This is a genomic window from Aliiglaciecola sp. NS0011-25, from assembly GCF_040370605.1.
In the GTDB taxonomy this organism is placed as follows: Bacteria; Pseudomonadota; Gammaproteobacteria; order Enterobacterales; family Alteromonadaceae; genus Aliiglaciecola; species Aliiglaciecola lipolytica_A.
In genome coordinates, this window is the sequence record NZ_BAABWR010000006.1 from 1 (window position 1) to 21,290 (window position 21,290).

Annotated in this window: 10 protein-coding genes and 1 pseudogene; 2 read left to right on the forward strand and 9 right to left on the reverse strand. The window is 40.3% G+C overall.

From position 1 onward, the window contains the following. Positions 1–384 precede the first annotated feature (384 nt). Positions 385–1,851, reverse strand: coding sequence for a glycoside hydrolase family 32 protein (locus tag ABWV72_RS06565; protein ID WP_353369456.1), 1,467 nt, complete (start codon positions 1,849–1,851; stop codon positions 385–387). A gap of 143 nt (positions 1,852–1,994) precedes the next feature. Here ABWV72_RS06565 and ABWV72_RS06570 point away from each other — a divergent pair, with 143 nt between their 5' ends. Next, positions 1,995–2,546 (forward strand): MFS transporter, encoded by a 552-nt coding sequence (locus ABWV72_RS06570; protein ID WP_353369458.1) that lies wholly within the window; start codon positions 1,995–1,997, stop codon positions 2,544–2,546. 228 nt (positions 2,547–2,774) lie between these two features. Next, positions 2,775–4,163, forward strand: coding sequence for an MFS transporter (locus tag ABWV72_RS06575; RefSeq protein ID WP_353369460.1), 1,389 nt, complete (start codon positions 2,775–2,777; stop codon positions 4,161–4,163). 70 nt (positions 4,164–4,233) lie between these two features. Here the strand turns inward: ABWV72_RS06575 and ABWV72_RS06580 are convergent. The 8 genes and pseudogenes from ABWV72_RS06580 to ABWV72_RS06615 form a co-directional block, all read right to left on the reverse strand. Next, a pseudogene (locus ABWV72_RS06580) lies at positions 4,234–5,724 on the reverse strand (tryptophan halogenase family protein). Between the two features lie 2 nt (positions 5,725–5,726). Beyond that, a complete protein-coding gene (locus ABWV72_RS06585) occupies positions 5,727–7,217 on the reverse strand; it encodes a tryptophan halogenase family protein (protein WP_353369462.1) in 1,491 nt (496 codons plus the stop codon). A 127-nt stretch (positions 7,218–7,344) separates the two neighbouring features. After that, complete coding sequence (locus ABWV72_RS06590; RefSeq protein WP_216049847.1) at positions 7,345–10,275, reverse strand: TonB-dependent receptor; 2,931 nt, start codon at positions 10,273–10,275, stop codon at positions 7,345–7,347. Between the two features lie 591 nt (positions 10,276–10,866). Then, positions 10,867–12,552: a glycoside hydrolase family 13 protein gene (locus ABWV72_RS06595; RefSeq protein ID WP_353369464.1), complete on the reverse strand. Its 1,686-nt coding sequence runs from the start codon at positions 12,550–12,552 to the stop codon at positions 10,867–10,869. A gap of 507 nt (positions 12,553–13,059) precedes the next feature. Continuing rightward, complete coding sequence (locus tag ABWV72_RS06600; protein WP_216049854.1) at positions 13,060–13,278, reverse strand: hypothetical protein; 219 nt, start codon at positions 13,276–13,278, stop codon at positions 13,060–13,062. Between the two features lie 104 nt (positions 13,279–13,382). Beyond that, positions 13,383–18,338 carry a PAS domain-containing protein gene (locus tag ABWV72_RS06605; RefSeq protein ID WP_353369467.1) on the reverse strand — a complete coding sequence of 1,652 codons (4,956 nt, stop codon included), beginning with the start codon at positions 18,336–18,338 and terminating at the stop codon, positions 13,383–13,385. 124 nt (positions 18,339–18,462) lie between these two features. Continuing rightward, positions 18,463–18,786: an EscU/YscU/HrcU family type III secretion system export apparatus switch protein gene (locus tag ABWV72_RS06610; protein WP_342807112.1), complete on the reverse strand. Its 324-nt coding sequence runs from the start codon at positions 18,784–18,786 to the stop codon at positions 18,463–18,465. Positions 18,787–18,798: 12 nt separating this feature from the next. Continuing rightward, positions 18,799–21,099, reverse strand: coding sequence for a flagellar hook-length control protein FliK (locus ABWV72_RS06615; protein WP_353369469.1), 2,301 nt, complete (start codon positions 21,097–21,099; stop codon positions 18,799–18,801). Positions 21,100–21,290 lie beyond the last annotated feature (191 nt).

Consider the following 21,290-nt stretch of genomic DNA (forward strand, 5'->3'; position numbering starts at 1 on the left):
AGCACGGCGTACACAGCGAGAAACGCAGTGGTAGTAGGGTGTATCTGTCAAACAGATTTGACGCTTCCTTGCTAAGGGCATTGTTCTTCCTTATGAACCTTATACCTATAGCTTAGTTGATAGTGTCAAAGTGCTAGTCTAGTTTGTGGCTGTCTTAAAAAGAGGAATAAGCTTTGTCGCGAGTCGGTACTAGCATCATCAAGTATATACAGATTTATTCAAATGTAATGCCTAAACCGTTAGATGACATGTCTAAAATGGAGAAGTAGTAAGCTTATGTTTTTTACGTAATTGCAGTTGTAAAAGGTCGCTTCTTGCGACCTTTTGTTTTTGAGTGTTCTACCCGCTGCCAACCTCTTCAATCCCTTGAGGCTGCAAATTAAATCAAACTGTAGTTATAGCAAAAGTGCTTAACTTAACTTTTTCAATTTTATTTTCTTCACTATCGTGGGCAATACAAAGTTCGCTAAACGGCGCAGTAGGGAAGGTCAGCATAGTAATACATTGCCGAGCACCATTGAAAAATAGTTCGAACGAACAAGTGTCTGCGTAAATTTCAATTTCAACAAGTTGGTGCTGCAGAACATCAATAGGCATTTCAACGATTGAATCAAATCCTTTTTCAGCAAAGCCACTGTGAGTTCTATCCGCCAAAATTCGTTTGTTTGCAAAATCGAGTGTCAAAACAAAGGTTTCTTTATTCGCACTTTGCCATTGCAGAACGGTTTTACGGCTCTGTGAGCTAAGAGTAAAGGATAGCTTGTATGCTTCGGGTATGTTTAACGGCTGTTGCCTAAGCACTTCGATTGTACTTAATGAATTTTCAGCATTGAATTCAATCGCGGGCGGGGTCGCGAGTTGGTAACCGGATTGGTTTTTCACTAAGCTGATTTTTCGTGGCAAGGTCATCGCGCCTCGCCACGTATTATCGGGCGTGTCTCGCGCATAATCCCAGTTACTCATCCAAGCGATGTAAGTCCGACTTTTCAATATCTCTGGGGTATTGTCCCAAGTAATACCGGCATAACAGTCAGTGCCATAGTCTAACCAATGGGTTGGGCTATTTGTAGGTAGAGAGTCTTGAGGGGTAAATTCAACACCATCGAAGTCGCCAATGAAATATTGTGTGGCTGAGCCACCATTGGGGCCACCAGGATTAATGCTAATTAATAAAACCCAACGCTCGATTCCAGTTTCGCTACAAATTAATGGAAACAGATCCGGGCATTCCCATACGCCACCATGAGCTCCGTGGTTATGTCCAAATTCGGAGAGTTTGTGCCAACTTTTAAGATCGTTGGACTGATAAAAATAGACACATTGACCCGCAACCACGGCTTTTACCCAGTATTTTTTTTCTGCGTACCAGACAACTTTTGGATCTCTAAAATCTTTTAAGCCAGGGTTTGGAATAACCGGATTATGCGCATACTTAGTGAAACTTTTTCCGCCATCAACTGAATATGCAATGCTTTGAACTTGCACTTCATTTTCTGAATGATGTGTAAATGTCGCGATTACCGCAGGATAATCCGAGCTGGCAAAACCTGCGGTATTATTTATATCCACTACAGCGCCACCAGAAAAAATATAACCTAAGCCTTCTGGCTCGGCATGAAGCGCAATGGGTTGATGTTGCCAATGAATCAAATCCTCTGAAGTCGCGTAGCCCCAGTGCATATTCCCCCAAACCACGTCATCAGGATTGAGTTGGAAAAATAAATGGTATTTACCGTCCAAATAAAATAATCCGTTAGGATCGTTGATCCAAAAACCCTGTTTAAAAAAGTGATAATGAGGCGTCCAAGTACGATTCGTACTTGGACGGTTTTGGTTATCTAACTGCTGCATATGCACCTCTAGAAGAATTAAAAAACACTCGAGGGAATGTCTATCGATGGTCATAATGATGGCGAGTTTGAAATAAATGTCAACTTAATGTTGGCAAGTTAGCACTTCGGTTTGCCAACCGTTGGCTAATCAACAGGGTTTTTATGTCTTCAATTAAAGATGTTGCAGCAAAAGCAAATGTGTCAATTAAAACCGTTTCTCGGGTATTGGGTGATTTTGCAGGTATGAGCGCTCAAACCAAATTAAAAGCCGAAGGTAATGCAATGTTCGGCTATTTAAATTCGTTGCAAGTGTTCCTCGAAGCAGGTGGTATGTTTTTAGCTCCTTTTTTAGTGAATAAGATTGGCGCTAAAAATGGCTTAGTGCTTAGTGGCGTAGTAATGGCCATACGTATTATTGGCTCAGGGTATGCCGATGATCCCTATTCTATTTCTGCTATGAAGCTACTTCATGCCGTGGAACTGCCAATCATGCTTATTGCTATTTTTAAGTATATTTCCGCGACTTTTGACGGACGATTGTCTGCGACTATTTATATTGTTGGTTTTCAATTTATGTCGCAATTTGCAGCGAGTGGGTTATCAATAGTGACTGAGATTTTGTACGATGAAATTGGCTTTGCCGCTGCCTACAAACTAATTGGAATGGTTGTGACCTTTTTTTGTCATTGTTTCTATGTTTGTGCTGACGTCTGATAAAAAGCCCATTCAATCCACAGCGTAAAGAGCAGGCAATTACCTTCCACTAATAACTATGTAAATAGGTATACCAAGTATTTCCCTTTCCAGCTCAACCCTATTCGAAAATATTGTTGATTTATTTAACTTAATCGTTTAAGTTAAATAAATGTAAAGCAACCGTTAATGCGCATCGTTATTCAGTTTGTCTTAATGTCATTAACTAGAAACCGGTTTGGAGAATTCATGTCTACTGATTCAAGCAGAGCGCCATTGAGCTTTAAAGAAAAAATAGGGTATGGCGTCGGTGATATGGCTTCAAACTTTTATTTGGGTTTCTTCGGTTTATATTTACTTTACTACTACACAGATGTTTACGGTCTTGCCCCAGCTGCTGTTGGCTTGATGTTATTGATTTCGAAAATTACCGATGCTGTTAGCGATCCTGTCATGGGACTTATCGCCGATAGAACAGAGTCTCGCTGGGGGAAATATCGACCATACCTCTTGTGGGGAGCTATTCCTTATGGGTTGTTGGGTTTTGCGATATTTTTCGGTCCAAACTTTTCCGATACTGGTAAGTTGATTTATGCGTACGTGACTTACATTGGGGTGATGATCGCGTTTACTGCGATGAATGTACCTTATTCGGCTCTACTTGCCGTGATTTCGCCCGTCGCAGAAGAGCGAACCAAGGCTACCATGTACCGCTTTATTTGTGCTGGTCTTGGCGGTTTATTAATCGCAGCTTTTGCCACACCGTTAGTCAGTTTATTAGGTGGTGGTGATGACGTACTTGGGTTTCGTTTAACCATTAGTGTTTTTGCTGTGTTATCTATTGCGCTTTTTTGGTTCACCTTTGCGGTAACAAAAGAAAGAATAAAATTACCTAAACACGACTCATCTGCTAGAAAAGATATGAAAGTGTTGATTAAAAATACATCTTGGGTGGTTTTAGCTATCTCTTGTGTTTTGCTTGTTGTGGCATTAGTGGCTCGTTTCTCATCTATTATTTTCTACGTAAAATACTACATGGGGGATGATGGAGAAGCCATTTTCCTTATCTTTGACCGCGTGGCATTGTTTTCATCAATTGGTCTTTTTGGACAAATTGTCGGTTCTTTATGGACACCCACGTTAACTCGATTATTCAACAAACATACTATTGTGTTAGTGATGTGTTTATTGCACACAGTTTTCCTAGTGATGAGTTATTTCATTCCACCTGATATGTTCTGGACTGCTGTGTTCCTGCACTTTTTAGGGATAACTTCGTTTGGTGTGGTGATTACTTTGTTGTTTGCTATGTTTACTGATTGCGCTGAATTTGGAGAATGGCAAACCGGTAAAAGAACGTCAGGTTTAACTGTGTCAGCATCTATGTTTGCCTTAAAATTTGGCTCGGCTGTTGGTGGCGCTCTGCCGGGATTTATTCTTGCTTATGTCGGTTTTGTCGCCAATCAAACTGTGTCTGCTTATGCATTGGAAGGAATTAGGGTAATGGCAACATTACTGCCAGCGGTGTTGTTTGCGCTAGGAGGGTTATTGATGTTGTTCTACAAGATAGATAGACCGCTTTTAACTCGTATAGAGAAAGAACTTACTGAACGCCGAAGTTTAAATCATTCTGAGTAAACGGATACAAAGCCCCTAAATTGATTAGCATTCAGGGGCTTTTAAACGCTCGGTTATTATTTATATATCATTACATCTGAGGTTTAAAGTTTAGGATACAGCCTGCAAATAATTGTTGTATTTGATTGTCTTTAAAGTAATCAATCACAGGGGCTGTAGCTTTATTTGTTGCGCGTTGATTAAGCTGTGGAAACACGCCGTATCCGGCCAATAAACAATGCCAAGAGATCGCACCAAAATGTTGATTTATGCCTTGGCGAGCTAGTTCTTTGCTCAAATCATTTTTCTTATACCAAGTATCGAGTATCTGTAATAGCGACTCAGATAATGCCATATTGTTGCGATTCGCTTTCCAATATTCGCTGTCTTGGCGGGTATTGAGTTTGTAATGGGCAACAATATAATCTCTTATTCGTTCAAAACGTTCGTTCATTTCATTATTGTAGTCATTTTGAAACTGGTTAGAAAAATGGCCTTTTTCAAAACAATCAATAAACATCTCAGTTGATATTTGTGTTAAATGCAACGCAGTAGCTTCTAGCGGTTCAATAAATCCTTGAGCCAGTCCGATGGCGATACAGTTTTTACTCCAGTGTTTAGTTACCTGACCTACACGCATTTTTAAATGCCGGCATTCAATGTCGGTGTCTAATAAACCGAGGTGTTGTCGTAGCTCTGTTTCGGCATCATTCTTTGTTATATGTTGGGCGCTATAAACATAGCCATTACCCGTCCTATTGCGCAAGGGGATACGCCAAGCCCAGCCGCTGGAAAGAGCTGTGGATACGGTTTCAACAGGCACTTGCGCAAGTGGTTTAGTGCCTATTACTAGCGCAGAGTCATTAAATAAGTTGTTGCTAAAGTCCTTGAACTTGACCCCTAGAGCACCTTGCAGCAGTAAAGAGCTAAAACCACTACAGTCCACAAAAAAATCAGCTTCAATTACCTGACCTTTATCGGTGTGAAGTCGAGCAATGCTGCCATCGGGGTGGAGTTCTACGTTCTGTACTTTTAATGCTTGGTGTCGGACTCCCAAATTCATTGCATGTTGTTGTAAAAATCGCCCCAAGCACGCCGAGTCAAAGTGATAACCGTATTCAATTTTAAATGGAAAGTTTTCCGGCGTAACTGGGCTTAAATTATGTTTTGCCAACCAACCATTGAACAGAAACTTATCGGCCGATGTAGTCACATCCTGGCCCATTCATCGACCAAAACAGTTGGCATAAAACGGACGCTCACTAAATGTATCTAGTTGCGAGATAAAGGGGTGGCTATAGGATTCAATATTCGATTCTGGACTCCAGTGCTCGAACCTGATATTGACTTTATAAGTCGCATGACATGCAGGCATCCACTGTGACTCAGGTATATCCATGATTTCAAAAAAACGTTTTAAGGTCGGAGTCGAACCTTCCCCCACACCAATAGTGGCAATATCAGGGGCCTCGATAACGCTGACTTCTATATTTTTTTGTTGCCACTGTTTAGCCATCAGGTTTGCCGCTAACCAACCTGCAGTGCCGCCGCCAACAATCGCAATTTTTTTACTAGGCTGCATGTTTACTGACCTATGAACTGAGCAATAAATTGATCATGGGGAAGCAGGCTAGATAATGGCTTTTGCTTTTCTGCTAACACTTTTTGCATCACATCTAACAGTACATGATCTCCATACTTTTTGGCAACTGGATGATAGTCTTGTGGGTGTATTCCTTGCCCTAACATCACTTGTAACCATGACGCATCTCTAAAAATATCGTTGTTGTCATTAAAAATGGCTGCTGATGAACGGAAAGCTGCAATCTTTTCTTGCAACCTTTCAGGTATCGCCATGTTACGCATGTCCTTCCAAAAATCAGAGTCATCTCGCTCATTCACATGATAATGAAGAATAATAAAGTCAGCGATGGTTTCGAATTCCCGTTTTGACTCAGCGTTATACATATGTGTCATTGCCTCTGAAATTCCGTTATTTGGAAACATTTTTAGTAGACGCACTATGGCTGCTTGAATCAAATGGATACTCGTTGACTCCAGTGGTTCTAAAAAACCACTGGATAAGCCAATAGCAATCACGTTTTTATGCCATTGTTGTTCAGTGCGACCCGTTTCAAAACTGATTTTTCTTGGATCATCCAAGGGCTTGCTATCTAGGTTGCTCATCAAGGTGTCATGGGCTTCGTCGTCCGACATGTACTTAGAACTGTAGACGATACCATTACCATTTCGATGGGTGAGGGGAATGCGCCATTGCCAGCCCTTCTTATGGGCAATACTGCGGGTGTACGGCAATGTTGTTGCAAATCGTTCGGTTGGGATCGCGATAGCAGTATCGGCAGGCAGTAAACTTTCCCAGCTTTGAAAGTTTACGCCCAAGGTTTTACCAATCAGAAGTTTTCGCATCCCCGTGCAATCTATAAATAAATCACCACTGATTTTATTGCCATCTTTGAGGTGCAACTGGGTAATAAAGCCGCTATTTTTATCTTGAACTATATGTTCAATTAGTCCTTCAGTGCGTTTTACCCCTAAATTTTCTGCTAATTTACGCAAAAACTTGCCGTACAAACCAGAATCGAAATGATAGGCATATTGCATTTCGTAAACAGGATTTTGCGTATTAATTTTGTTAAATAAGCCCCGTTCACAACTTAAGTAATTAAGATCGTAATCCCACAATGATGCTGTTGCACCGGCTTGTTTAGCGTGCAACCAAAAATGCTGAAAACTACAAAATCCAATGTTTGCACCTGGGGCACCGAAAGTATGGTAATAGCTTTCACCGGGCACTCGCCAGTTTTCGAATTTAATCGCAAGCTTAATTGATGCCTTGGTTTCGCGAAGAAACTGCTTTTCATCTACACCAAGGTATTGATTGAATAGTTGAATAGGAGGAATAGTTGCTTCACCAACGCCAACAATACCGATATCTTCTGATTCAACTAACTCAATCTCGACCTGTTCTTGCAATACTTTTTTAAGTAAGGCCGCCGTCATCCAACCCGCGGTGCCTCCGCCAGCTATAACTACTTTTCTGACCGGCTTTTGCATCTACATGCTCCTTAATTTTTATAATAAGCGACAGGTTACAATAATGTTTTCCAGTATAAACGTAAAAAAGCCTCAACAGTCTTTCAACTTTGAGGCTTTTCATCAGTTAATATTAGCGTATAACTGTTTAGTAGAAAGAATAGTTAACGTTCAGCATATACGATGGTCCAAATTGACGGCGTGTGGTAACAATACCATTCGCATCAACTATTTCATCGTCTACATCAGTTAAGTTTGTGCCTTGTAAAGAAACCCGTAGACCTTGCAAATAGTCATGCTCAGATTCAGAAAAGTCATAGCTAATTTGAGCATCCACCAAAGTCACACCGTTACGTTGAACAGTATCAATTTTGTTTGAGCCACCACGTTGGTATGTATAATATTCACCACGGTCAGTTCCGGCTACGCGCACTTCAAAACCACCCATTGCATAGTATGCTGTCAACGAGTAAGTCGAGTCTGATTGACCAACAAGAGGTGATCCATCATCTAACTCGGCATCAATGAAAATAGCTGAAGCAGCCACACCAAAGCCGTCTAAGGTATCACTAAACATGCCAAATGGTACGTTTGCAGTAAGCTCTAAACCTTGTACGTCACCTTTTAAGCCATCTTCAAAGAAGGAGTATGTGCCGTAGTCTGGAGGCGTGATTAAGTCGCCTTCGTTATAAACCACACCTGCTGGTTCATGGGGCCCAGTAAATAACGCTAGACGATCATGGAAGCCTGGAATGTAGTAATCCGCGCCATTATTTGTTTCATCATTTCTGAAGTTAATAAGTGAGCTATCACCACTACTTTCTTGGGTTAAATTGACTAAGTCTTTATAGAATAAAACCGCAGATAAATACCCTTCATCTTCAAAATAATACTCGTAAGAAACGTCAAAATTATTTGATTCTAAGGGGCGTAGTTCAGGGTTACCCGCAAATTTAGACCAAGGAGAACCGTACTGGTTAACTGCCTCAACTGTATTTGGGATTGCAATCAGCGTGATGTTTTGATCAAATTTCACAAAACTAGAGGCTTTCATTTGGTCTATACGAGCGCGACTAATGGCTTTATTGGCTGCAAATCGAACAAATTGATTGTCGCCCACTTCCATGCTGATATTGACACTTGGAAGAACATGGCTGTAATCAGCACCACCAGAAACACGGCAGCTATCATCAATTTGCTGATCATTGTTGTCATCACAGACTGCAAAGTTAGAGCCTACAATGCCGTTGAAACCAGATGAAGTTTGGTCTGTTTGAACGTATTGAACACCCACGTTACCCATAACTGGGAAGTCGCCTAGTTCAGTGGCAAAGTCTACTTTAGCGTATAGCGTAGTGACTTCTTCTTCAACCACATAGGTATCACCTAAACGGTCAGGTTCAAGTAGACCCGCGTCATTTAAGGTGTATTCGCCATCTTGATAAGGGGCAAAACCGTCATAAGCCACAACCATACCAAGACCAGCCCAAGTTAAATCAGCTAACCCGTCGTACAAATATTTAGAAGGAATCGAATCAGATAAAGGGTAGGCAGACGCAGTAGCGAAGAAACCTTTGTTGTCTTTATCCTTATAACGATCACTGTAGTTAATACCTGCTGTGAGGGTATGGAAGATGTCACCATCCAAATTACCCACCACTTCAAAGCGCACTGTGGTTAATTCTTCTTTGAAGTCTGCATAATTTAAGAAACCATCTTGAGCTTGAACATAACTAAATGGTTGGCCATTTGCTTGCAATTCAGAATGATCATCAAAGTTGTCAGCTAAGTTAGCTAAACCGCCACCCCATGCTTGAGGTCCAGTTAATTGCAAAGCGTTTGGATCAGAGAATGCGTCGAGCCCAGAAGTACTTGTAAAGTCGATACCATTTTGACTCATCACGAATTCACGAGTACCAAACAAAGAAGGGTCAGAGGCGTCAAGTGCACCGTTACGTGCTAAACCTGAGTAAGACTCACCTTGTAAATCACGTTTAGTTGATTTGCTTCGAGCCACATCCAATTCAACCGACCAATTGTCATTAACGTGATATTCAATGTTCAAACCATACACGTTCAAATCGCCGTCTTTTTGCTTAGGATTATTAATCAAAACAGAGTTGGCGTTAACTTGCGTACCTGTAGTGTTGAAACCTGAACCCGTCACATTTGCGGCTTCAAAAGGTTCAACGAAACCACGAATAATACCCGAATCAGAGAAACTGATATCCAATGCATCAATAACGATATCAAGGTCATCATTAGGCTGGAATTGCAATACCGCTGAAATGGTATCTCTTTCTAATACTGTACTTTGCACATTTGTATCTAGGCCTGATGGTAAAATCTGACCATCTTCGTTAGCTGGATTATAGCCCCACACACCAAATTTACGTTGGTTGTTAGGCGATTCAGTTGTGGCTAAGGCGACAGCCAAACCAATAGTATCGTCAGCAAACTTCTCTACGAAAGATAACGAATAACGGTGACCTTTGTTGTCGTATTCAGGGTTGTCAGATTCACGGCCACTTATTTCGTATACGCCAGTAACTGTCAATGTTTCTTGAGCTTGTAAAGGTCGTACCGTTTGTAAGTCTACAGTTCCGCCAATACCTTGAACCATCAACGATGCATCAGTGGTTTTATAAACGGTAGCGCCTGTCATAATCTCTGATGGATATAAATCGTATTCAACACCGCGGTTATCGCCAATCCCGATCAACTCTCTACCGTTTAACGATGTACCAGTAAAATCTTCTTTAAATCCACGTATTGAAATACCAGAAGTTCGGCCACCCACACGTTCACCAGACATTCCTGGTAAGCGAGCTAACGATTCGGCAATTGATGAATCTGGTAATTTACCAATATCTTCTGCTGAAATAGCTTCTACGATCGAGGAGTTGTCCATTTTGACAGCTTGCGCTCGAATTAGGGAGCCGCGTATCCCGCTGACCGAGATGACTTCTACATCTTCTGCTACGGCATTGGCTTCTTGTGCTAGTGGTTGGCCTGATATCAAAGCTGCAGAGATAGCAGCTGATAATAACGCTGGTTTAAAATATGTGCTCGTTTTCATGTGTGTGCCCCGCTCAGTGCGTTTTTTATAGTCAATATTGTTACTGCAATGTTAAAAGTACTATCAAATGTAAATAAGATCAATATTTTTCTTAAACGATTAAGGTTATTTCTGTAGTTGGTGTTATTTTTTATCACATTGACTCTTTTGCATAACCTCTTTGTAACTAATATATAAGCTTAATATTATCTAGATTAAGCTCTATGGTGCTTTTAAAATTTTCTTTTAATATCAGTTTATTACCTTGTTTTTGCGAAGATTCGTTAAACCAAATTAAAGTAATTTGGAATGCACTAGCACGATAAAAATTTTAAATGTAGATGTTGAAGTAGCAAAAATGACTTTTGTTTACAGAATACTAAGAGAGCAAATTTTTTCACTAAATGATTTAAGTTTTTGAGCTTTTTTGATGCTAATTAAGGCTTGAATTGAGGGCTTATCAAAAAGCATTAACATGGAATTAATATCAAAGGTTACAATTTTGTTTTTGTAACGACTTTAAAGCTTGCTTAGCGACAAACTAATTATTAATCCATTTTGGTTTTATCATTAGTTTGTCATCTAGCCTAAATAGTACTATGTAAATTCAGATTACTCTTTTTGAGATAAAACCACTGCCTGATAAGGTTTTAATTTTAGCCAGCCATCATCGATACTCAATTGTGAATAGTTGTTAGCTTGAATTTCAAAAGTTTGCATATTGTTTGGTAATTTCAAGTTTGCATCAGTTTCAACAAAACTGAGTATTACTAACCAAGTTTGGTTATCAAGGCTTCTGGTATAAGCATAAATATGCGGATGATCCGGCTCTACTTGTTGGTAAACGCCGTATACTAAAATGTCATTCTCGGTTCTAAGTTTAGTTAGCGTTCGAAAGTGATTTAATACTGAATCAGCACGGTTCTCTTGGCTTGCAACATTGACCTCTTTATAGTCACTGTTTACCGATATCCAAGGTGAGCCTGAGGTGAAGCCAGCATTTTCAGTGTTATCCCATTGCATTGGCGTGCGGCTATTATCCCGCGAGTAAAACCGAAGGTTTTGCATGAATTTCTGCATGTCTTTGCCTTCACTCAAGGCTTTTTTATAGCCATTTATGGCGGCAATATCTTGATACTCGTTGATATCCTCAAAATAAATATTCTTCATCCCTAATTCATCACCAAAATAGCAATAGGGGGTGCCACGCATAGTCAGTATGAAAGTGTTAAGCATTTTGCTCGATACGGCTCTAAATTCATCACTATCATTGCCGAATCTCGATACCATGCGCGGGACATCGTGATTCGCTAAGAATATCGAAATCCAACCCTTGTCTTTGAATGCTTCTTCCCACTTAGAGTGGACTTCTTTGAAATCGGCTAAAGTGTGAGGATCATCCAATCCATTCCCTATTTCGACGCCTTCAAAATGATAGACCATATGCAATTCATTGCGATCTTCGTCAACGAGTGAATGGGCATCTTCAAAACTACTGCCTGCTCCCTCACTTACGGCAAATACTTCATATTTACTTAGCACTTCTTGGTTCATTTCACGAATGTGATTGTGCAAGGTGGGTCCCATGCCATGGTGTTTTATTACATCCACCACGTCATCTTGATAGCCCTCAGGAAAAGCCGGGAAAGTGGTGTCTTTAGAGATAAATTGGAATGCATCGAGTCGAAAGCCATCAACTCCTTTTTTCGCCCAAAAATGCATGATGTCGTATATCTCTCGGCGTAGTTCAGGGTTTTCCCAGTTTAAATCTGGCTGTTTAGCTGAAAAATAATGTAGGTAATACGAGTCCGTTTGCTGATCGTACTTCCAAGCGTCGCCTTTTTCGTCAAAATAGCTGAACCTATGGTTCGGTTTGCCTTTTTCTGCCGGCCACCAGTGATAATAATCACGGTATAAATTGTAGCGAGAACTACGAGACTGCTTGAACCACTCATGTTCATCACTCGAATGGTTTACCACAAGATCCATGATGAATTTGATACCGCGTTGGTGAAAACCTTTTATCATCTCATCGAAATCATTCATGTCTCCAAATTCGTCCATAATTTTACGGTAGTCACTTATGTCATAGCCATTGTCATCATTTGGAGAAGCGTAAAATGGGTTAACCCACACAGCGGTCACGCCGAGACTCTTGATATAATCAAGTTTTTCAATAATGCCGTTTAAATCACCGATACCATCACCATCGCTATCAAAGAAACTGCGAGGGTAAATTTGATAAATAATTTGTTCCTTCCACCATTTCTTTGACAAAGAGTTTTTTGACGTAGTCATTTGTTTATCTCCAAATTTCAGCAAATATAAGTCGCTAAACCTACCTATTTCATCTTATAGCTGTTTATTACTGCCAGTATTAACTTCTTCGACTCTCAGTATTAACTTCTTCGACTCTCAGTATTAAAGTCTGAAAAACGCCAATAAACTAACACGATTAAGTTAACTAAGAATAGCCGGAATAGTCACTTAATGCTAAAAAAATGTTAATTAAGTTAAATTTATAAGATTTAAAATAAAATTTGATTAATTATTAGTTAATCGATTAAGTGCGTGTTTAGGTTTATTGTCTGAATTTAGAGGCTCTGAAAAATGCTGCTGAGAAAACAAACAGTAAAAAACAAAGCACTTGATATTCGTTGGATGCAGATTAACGCGCTTAGCTGATTAAATGGCTTAACTGTAGTCGTTCATATCTGATCTTAAAGTTTCGATGAATAGGTTAGAACCTCACCTGGTAGGCAGCTGACTGTCAGCTCAAAGTTTAAGGGTCTATAACTTTGTCCACTAACTTACTTCTTCACCTTCGTACTTGCTAGCTAGATCATCTAGTTCTGCGCTCGTGCTGTCGAACCCTGAGTCTGAGTAATGATATGTAACTTGTACCTTCAACGAGCCGCGATAAAGTTTTGCTTTGATATTCGGCCGTTGTTCGGAATTCACATCATTTAAAAAGCGGTTGGCTACTTGACCGCTGGGGAATTGATAAATTATTTGATTTTGCATGTTTAGACGAAATTGAAGAATTTTTTGAATAGTGCATGTTCACTGTTTAATTAGCAAGAGTGAGGCTTAGCAAATTTGCAATGCTAAGCCTATATTCTTGAATCTTATTTGTTTAAATGGGAATAAATCACTCTGAGCGTGGTCATGATGGATTCTTTTACGCTAGGCCAGAAAATGGAAATGCTATCAACTTGTCCTTGCCGGAAGTCTGCTTCTAATCGAGTCGCAACATCGTCTAATGGATTAGAGTTAACTTTGCGAGCAATATGTGCAAGCTTGCGTGCTTGTGTCAGTATTGCGCTGTTGTTGTCTTCCATCACTGCATTATCCATATTTTGCATGGCACTTTCTAATTCACTCATTAACGCACCAAGATCAATTGCCAGCGATTGTTTAGGTGGATTCTTTTGCAAGAATGGCAATAAATCGAACCAAATATGAGGATCCCTTGGCATATCTAGCTTGGCAAATTCAGGGGTTTCTTGAACTTCAGGAGTAGGGCGTTGTTCCTGCGCTTGTTTCAATTCCTCTTTGTGGGCTGCGACAAGGGCTTTTTCTTTAACTTGCAATTTGGCCTGACTGGATTCAAGTTGCTTTTGTGCTTGCTGCAGCTCAGTTTCTTTATTGGCAATTTGACTCTTATTGCTAATTAACTCTTGTTCTAGCTGCTTTAATTTTTCACTTAATTCTGACTGATTGTTATCTTGCGCGCTTAAACTGGCTTTTGTGTTGTCGTATTCAGCTTGGATTGCCTGTAATTCAGTAGCCAACTGTTGTTGCTCATTTTGCATTTTTTGCACATTTTGTTCGCTGTTTTGCAATGCTTTTTGCTGTTCAGCCAGTTGTTGCTGCAGCTTCAATTCCTGCTGTTCCTGTTGTTTTAGTCTGTCTTGCAATTCTTGAGCTTCTCGTTTTGCTTGCTCTAATTCAGACTGCAATTTCTGTTCACCAGATTGAGTATCACTGACCTGTGATTCTGCACGTTGTAATTCTTGTAGACTTTGTTGCAGTTTCTCCTGCATTTGTTGGTTTTGACGCTCAGCTTCAAGTAATGATTGTTGCAATTGTTTTTTCTGTTGCTCGATTTCTGCATGGTGTTGACGCCACTGTTCATCACTTCCTTGCAACATTTCTTTTTGTTTAGTAGCGCGGTTTTCCACGTCTGATAATTCTAGTTTTAACTGATCTAGCTTCTGTTGCTGTTCAAGACGTTGACGTTTTTCTTTGTCAGTTTGGCGCTGATTTTCGTCTAATTGTTTCTGGGTCAACTGCAGTTGTGATTGTTTTGCTTGTACTTCTTTTTTCAAGGCTTCTTGACGTTGTTGCCACTGTTGATCACTTTCTTGCATTTCCCGTTGCTGCTCAGAGCTGCGTTGCTCCATTTCTAGCAATTCAGATTGCAGCTGCTCAAAAATCTTTTGCTGTTGCTGCTTAGCTTCTTTTTCTGCTTCAGTTTGGCGTGCGGTTTGTTGCAAAGCTTGTTCGGTTTCAAATAATTTCTGTTGTTTAATTTGCAGTTCTTTTTGCAACGCATCTTGTTTATCTTTCCAGCGACGATTTGCTTCTTCGATAATCTGTTTTTGCTGCTGTTCACTGCGTTTTTCCATATCGACTAATTCAGATTGTAAACGCTGCATTAATTCACGTTGTTGTGCTTTTTCTGCCTCAGTTTGTTGCTTGGCTTGATTTAAGTTCTGTTCCGCTTGTTTCAGCTTTTGCTGTTGCTGTTCCCGCTCTTGTTGCCATTGGCGTTGCTGTTCTTGCAGTCTTAATTCTGCTTCATCATTTTTTTGTTGCTGCTGCAATTCGCTGCGTCTTTCCATTTCAGCTAATTCTTGTTGTAACTTTTCAAACACTTTTTGCTGCTGAGCTTTGGCTGATTTTTCTGCTTCGAACTGTTGCTCTTGTTGCTGCAAAATACGTTGAGTTTCTTGCAGTTTTTGTTGTTTACTGTGTAGCTCTTGTTGCAGTTTTTGCTGTTGCTGAGCCCAGTGTTTATCGGCTTCAGCTATTTTTTGTTGCTGCTGTTTACTGCGGCGTTCTACTTCTTTTAAGTCTTCTTGTAATTGTTGTAACCGCTGTTGTTGAAGTTGTTTTTCAGCTTTATCTTGTTCTGATTGGCGTTTGGTTTCGTTTAAAATACCTTGGGTTTTTTGCAACTGGCGTTGTTTATTTTCAAGCTCTTGTTGTAACAATGCCTGTTGTTTTTCCATGTCGCCTTTTTGCTGATTAGACATTTCTTCAAACTTGTCCATTTCATGTTGCAAATGATCAATGTGGCGAGCTTTATTGGATAGTTCAGATTGTGCAACAAAACAGGATTGTTCTAAGTCGCGACGTTGTTTTTCAGCTAGTTCGCTGGCTTTTCGTTGGTTAATTAACAGTTGGCGTAATTTCTCACTGGCTTGGCTGGAGCTCGATAACTTCGATTGCAAGGCGCTAATCTGACCGTTTACATCTGAAATTTGTTTGTCTTTTTGATAAATAGACGACTTGAGATCACTAATTTGCCCCTCAAAAGCTGCCATTTTTTGTTGTTGTTCTTGTCGTTCAAGTTCTAAATTACTGGCGGTTTTTTCACTTTCAGCTAGCTCTTTTTGCGCATCTTTATACTTTTTATTACTGTACTGGAGTTCATCGGCAATTTGATTTCGTTGTTTTTCCAAGCCATGAATTCGTTTACTGGTTTGTTCAAGTTGATCGGCTAAATCTTGGTTGGCTTTTTCACTGTTGGCCAGTGATTCTCGACTTTGTTGATAGTCTTGCTGCAATTGAGTTAAATGTGCAGTGACATTGTCATGTGCTTGCTGCAAAGTAGTTAGCTCTGAGGTTTTATCGGATATATCGTCTTCCGCCGCTTTTAACTTCGATTGGGTAGCTGATAACGACCTTACTTTGCTGGCAAGTTGGTCTTGACTGCTTTCTAACAACTGTTGCTTCTCAACAATTAATCGCTCGGCCGCCTGATGTAAGTTAATTGCTTCTAAGCGTTCTTGGTCGGCTTTTTTGATCGCTCTAAGATCCGTCCAAATACACAAGATTGAATCAAAATCTTGGCCTTTAAACATAGGTACAAATGTGGCCTGACAGGGCAGTTTGTTGCTACCTCGGCTATGTTGCCAGGTCATTGATAACGCTTTTCCGTCTTGTTTTATTTGCTCAATTTTGTTCTGGAAGTTTTCGAGATCAGCTTCACTATCATTCAGTTTTTTAGAGTATGGGTAGTGTCCAAATAGGTCTTCTTCGTCTTCCACAGAGAAAAACTCACAGGCCGCAGGGTTTAGTTTATTGAAGCCATTTTCGGTTAATACGGCCATTGGCATGCTGCTGTGTAGCAACAAACTCTCGAATTTATCTTGTTGATATTGCTCATCACTAATGTCGGATATCCAGCACAAAAAGTGCTGTTTTTCGCGGTCAAACAGTTCGATGTTCAGTTCACTTGGATGGAGTTGCTGTTGTTTGCCTTTTAAGTCTGCATGAAATCCTTCTAGGCTGCCATTTTTATGTAATTTCTTGGCGGCTTTTCCAGAGTTTTTGGGATCATTAAATAGTTGATAAAACGAGCCTTTCATCAGTTCTTTCTCGGTCAGATCCAAGCGCTGTGTTAATGCTTTATTAGCCTGCACAATGCGATCATCGTCATCAATCATGGCTATGCCTAGGGGCGCTTTATCAATGATATTAGAGAAATGTTGGCGCTCATGTTCAAGTAGCGCTTTAGTGTGTTGCAGCTCTGTAATATCTTCCATTAAACATATGGAGCCTGCGGGGTTGCCGGTTTCATCTCGGAAAGATTGAATTTTCACTTTTAAGGTTTTTTTATCACCCGAAGATAGCTCTAAAGTTATTTCTTTGGCACTGCCGACACTGGCAGAGTATGCCATGCTGGGGGATTGACCTTGGGGCATGATAGCTTGAATATCAGCAGGCAAAATAGATAGTTGTTTAGCCGGTTGATTGCGTAAATTGTCCACAGAAGTATTAAAAAACAATTCAAATGCTGTGTTACATGCAACCACTAAACTATTTTCATCTAGTAGCAGAGTCGGGTGACTAATGGAGCTGAGCATGCCCTTAACAATTTGTTTGTTAGCGGTTAGTTGATGCTTCAAAACAACTTGCGGACTGATATTGGTGACAGTTATATGGGCTTTTAACGCCTTACCTTTTTCATCCAAGGCTAACGGGAAACCGATAAATCTGACAAATAGATCACCTTCATGCGCATCCAATTTACATTCTAAATCAATCTGTTGGCCTCGTTCTAAATCTTTATATCCTTGATTCCAAGCAAACTGTGTATCTTGTGAAACGTATTGTTCAAACTGTTTTATGTCACCGCTAAGCTGTTTGTCAGTGTTTGTCAGCATGTTGGAAAAAACGCTATTTGTGCTGAATGTTTTTTCTGACAAGTCGATTTCTAATTGGCCAATTTGGGTGCTATCTAATAATTGGTTATTTAAGCTTAAGGCATCGTTTAGGGAATCTATTTGAGTCTGAGAAGCCGAAACGTCGACAATTGATATAATTGAAGCGATCTGTTGTTGATTGTCTTTTTGTGGTGCAAATTCGAGCACTAAATTTCGATCTTTAACCGGTCCGATAAGTTGCTCTTTGCATTGAATTTTAGCCTTGATTCCGTTTTCAATTTGCGCACTATATTGTTGATCAAATAGCGTGTTCAAGCCTTTATCTTGCAAGTTTTCTGCTCTATTTCCTAAATAATATGCCGCTAATTTATTGCAATACTGTATTTCGCCTGCATGATTAACTTGAACCATGCCAACGTGGAAATTGTCTAAATACTGGGTGTTTTGCTTGAGAATAAGTTGATTTTCGGCGAGCTGATTAAGCGCTCTTTTTTGATTGATTTTAAAAAATATCGTTAGCACAAACAGCACAACGAAGATGGCAGCAATAGCAATTAATCCGTATTCAATGTTATCTGCGGATTGCGCCAGTACTTGTTCGCCAATCGCATACACATTGTTAGTCATCAGCAGTGTGCCAAGCGCAATGCAGGTTCTGGACACTTTTTTAAATACGTGCAGCGTCATTAAATTATTCCCATTCAACATATTGCAACCAGATTAACCTGTCAGCTTGGTACAACAAATCTTTTTAAAAACAACTAGGTGTAGAAAACAATACGCAAGTCATTGGTAAACAATAAGTAAGCCATTAGGCTTTGGTCGATAATTTGTGGTGACTTGCCGCCCAGCTTTCAGGAAACTTGCCTTGCAAAACGTATGAAAAGGCGATGAGTTCTGCAATCACATGGTACAATTGTTCGGGGATTTCCTGGCCTAAATCCATTCTGGCGAGAAAATCACTGAGATAGGGATCTTCATGCACTAACACACCACTTTGTTTGGCTAGGGAGACTATTTCTTCTGCTAAGTCACCAAAACCCTTGGCAATAATTTTGGGCGCTTGTTTCTCTCCTTCTTGGTATTGAATACCTACAGCGCTCTTGGTCTTTTTTGATTTTTTTGGGTCGGTCATAATCGTTACTTATTAAGCCTGAGTTTGAAAAATTTGATAAGGACGAGTGTGCAAATGCTCGGGTATTTTACCTAGCTGGCATTGCGCTTTTGCCACTTCAATACCTAAGCTTTTCAATCGTTTTTTGAACAACGGAAGATAGTTATAAACCAGTTCTTTTACAGCTTCGTTGGATGTGTATAAATCTAGCTCCAATTCATCTTGTTGTAATTTGGCTTTGGTGAGTATCTGGCCGATTTCGCCAATGTCCATTTTCATCGTTAAATGCCAAATCGCTGACTTGTTGTGTTGTTTTTCAGCGCTAGCGTGTTTTTCTGGTTCGCGTTTTATTAATAACTCGATGTCTTTTTTCTGTTCGCCTACACCGCTGGGTAAAACATAATAAAATGTTTCTTGTCCTTGCAAGGCTTGTTCGGCGTTACTTAATTTACTCGATTGGTGTTGCGCAAACATACGCCCTAACTGTTTAAGTAACTGATGCTTCTGTTCCATTTGGTTCAGATCATTCAGGCTGCGCTGGGTTTGCGGAGCCGCTGCTTTGCCGGAACTCGATATGATGCTACTCACTATCTGCGCGATTTTTTCACTGTTTTGCGGTTGGTTTCTATTCAATCTAGAAGCTAAGCTAATTTGTAACATCGTCATCAGACCTGCAACAATTCCTTGTGAGGAAATGGCTTGAGTGAGTTGAATGGGTGACAAATTAAGGGGCGCTTGAGTGATGAGTTGTTTGATGTTTTCAGCGTCAGCCTCTTTGCCTTGCGGTGTGCCTTGTTGCAGCTGTTTCAATATCGCTTCGGCAAGCGCTTTAGTTTCTGGCGATTTGGCTAAAATGGGATCGCGCAGTGCCATTTCTATATTCTGTAAGGTTTCGCTTGGACTGGCAGCTTGGGGTAAAACCCGTCGCATTAAATCGCTTATTTGTTCAAGTACTTGTTGTTTTTGAGCTGCAGGTATCGAGTCTAACTTTTGGGTTAAGGTTTGCAGGTTTTTTTCAATCGTCGTGTTATCTGATTGGATTGCCTTAGCCGCAGCTTCTTTGGGAGTTAGCTGATTTAAGTTGGCTTCAGCGGCGCGTTTATCGGCACTAGGAGACTGGCCGTCGGCTTGAACCTTGAGATTTAATTCGGGTTTATTGGTTCCCCCATCTGGACGCATAATCGACGTTTCAGTGGATTGCGCAGTTCCTTGTTTTGCATCACTTGGCAAAAACAGTGCATTTTTAACTTGTTGCACTTGGGCTTCAGTGAGCGGCAGCTGCGCAAGAGGAGTTTTAACCGGACCTTTAATTTCTCCTTTACCAGCTGCGAGTAAATCGATACTGACATTTTTCACACTAACATCAACATTTAAAAGTTTAGGGATTGCATTGTCTAAACGTAATTGTGGCTGTTGGGTCAGTGTGTCGATCAATATTTGACGAGGAACCGCTAATGAAATGTTGTGAGATGGATTATTTAGCCGCGCAGAATCAGATTGTAACAATTTAACGATATCTGGCTTAGTCAAATTAAGCATAATTACTTTTTGCGCAATATTGCTTTGGTTGCTGTGTTGAATTTGCTCGGGACGTTTCTGTAATTGGATGTTTTGGGAATATTTGTCAGCCGTTACTTGTTGGTTTATCTGTTCTGACTTTCCCGATTGAATAGCCTCTTTGGGTGCGGCAGGATTCAGGTTATTCCCATCCGTTTTTGCAACACTCTGGGAGATGTTTGGGCTGTCTACTATCAGCCTAACCTGCCATTGGTTACCCTTTGGGGTTATCTGCAATTGGACATTTTGATTGCTTGGCAACACTTTTGCTGACGCCGGTAAATTCACACTGATTATTTGTGATTTAGCATTAATCGAGGTTGCTAAATTGGCTGTGTTGCCATTGCTACTAATCACTTTTGCATCCACAGCGACATTGTTAGTTTGTGCTGCTGGTGAAGCCTTGCTGCTAATGGCATTTAAAATGGTTGCGAGTTGTTTTTGATTGAGGCTGGCAATTACCGATTGAACGTCTGTTTTGGTTGACGGACTGTATAACAATAGTGCTGAAGTAGTATTTTGATTACCCGACGAACTGGTATGATTCTGTAATTGCGCTTGCACTTGTGTCGCGTTTAACGACTGTGGCAAGTTATTCGGTCGTGGCAAGGTCACTGTTTGTTGCTGTTTGGGTAGCGTTAAAGCAATTTGATTATTAGCTAAAAATTGAATAATAACCTGCGCAGCCTGCTTTGCTACTGGCGAGTTTGATGACAACTTCGAAAGCTGAGCGGCAGCCTGCACAAGTTGTTGAGCGTTTAGTGATATATCTGACATAAACAGGTTATCGGCAAAGCGTCAGTAGATTTAACAATGACTAAGCATAACCTGTTGTAGATATAGAATCTAATAGCTGGATTTGGCTTTTTGCTATGGTATCATTTGCGCCGATTTTTCGGCTTGTAGCTTTTCAGTAAATTAAAACGACTTTGATTTGCTAATTAGTTAAGTCGTTGTTGTATATAGCC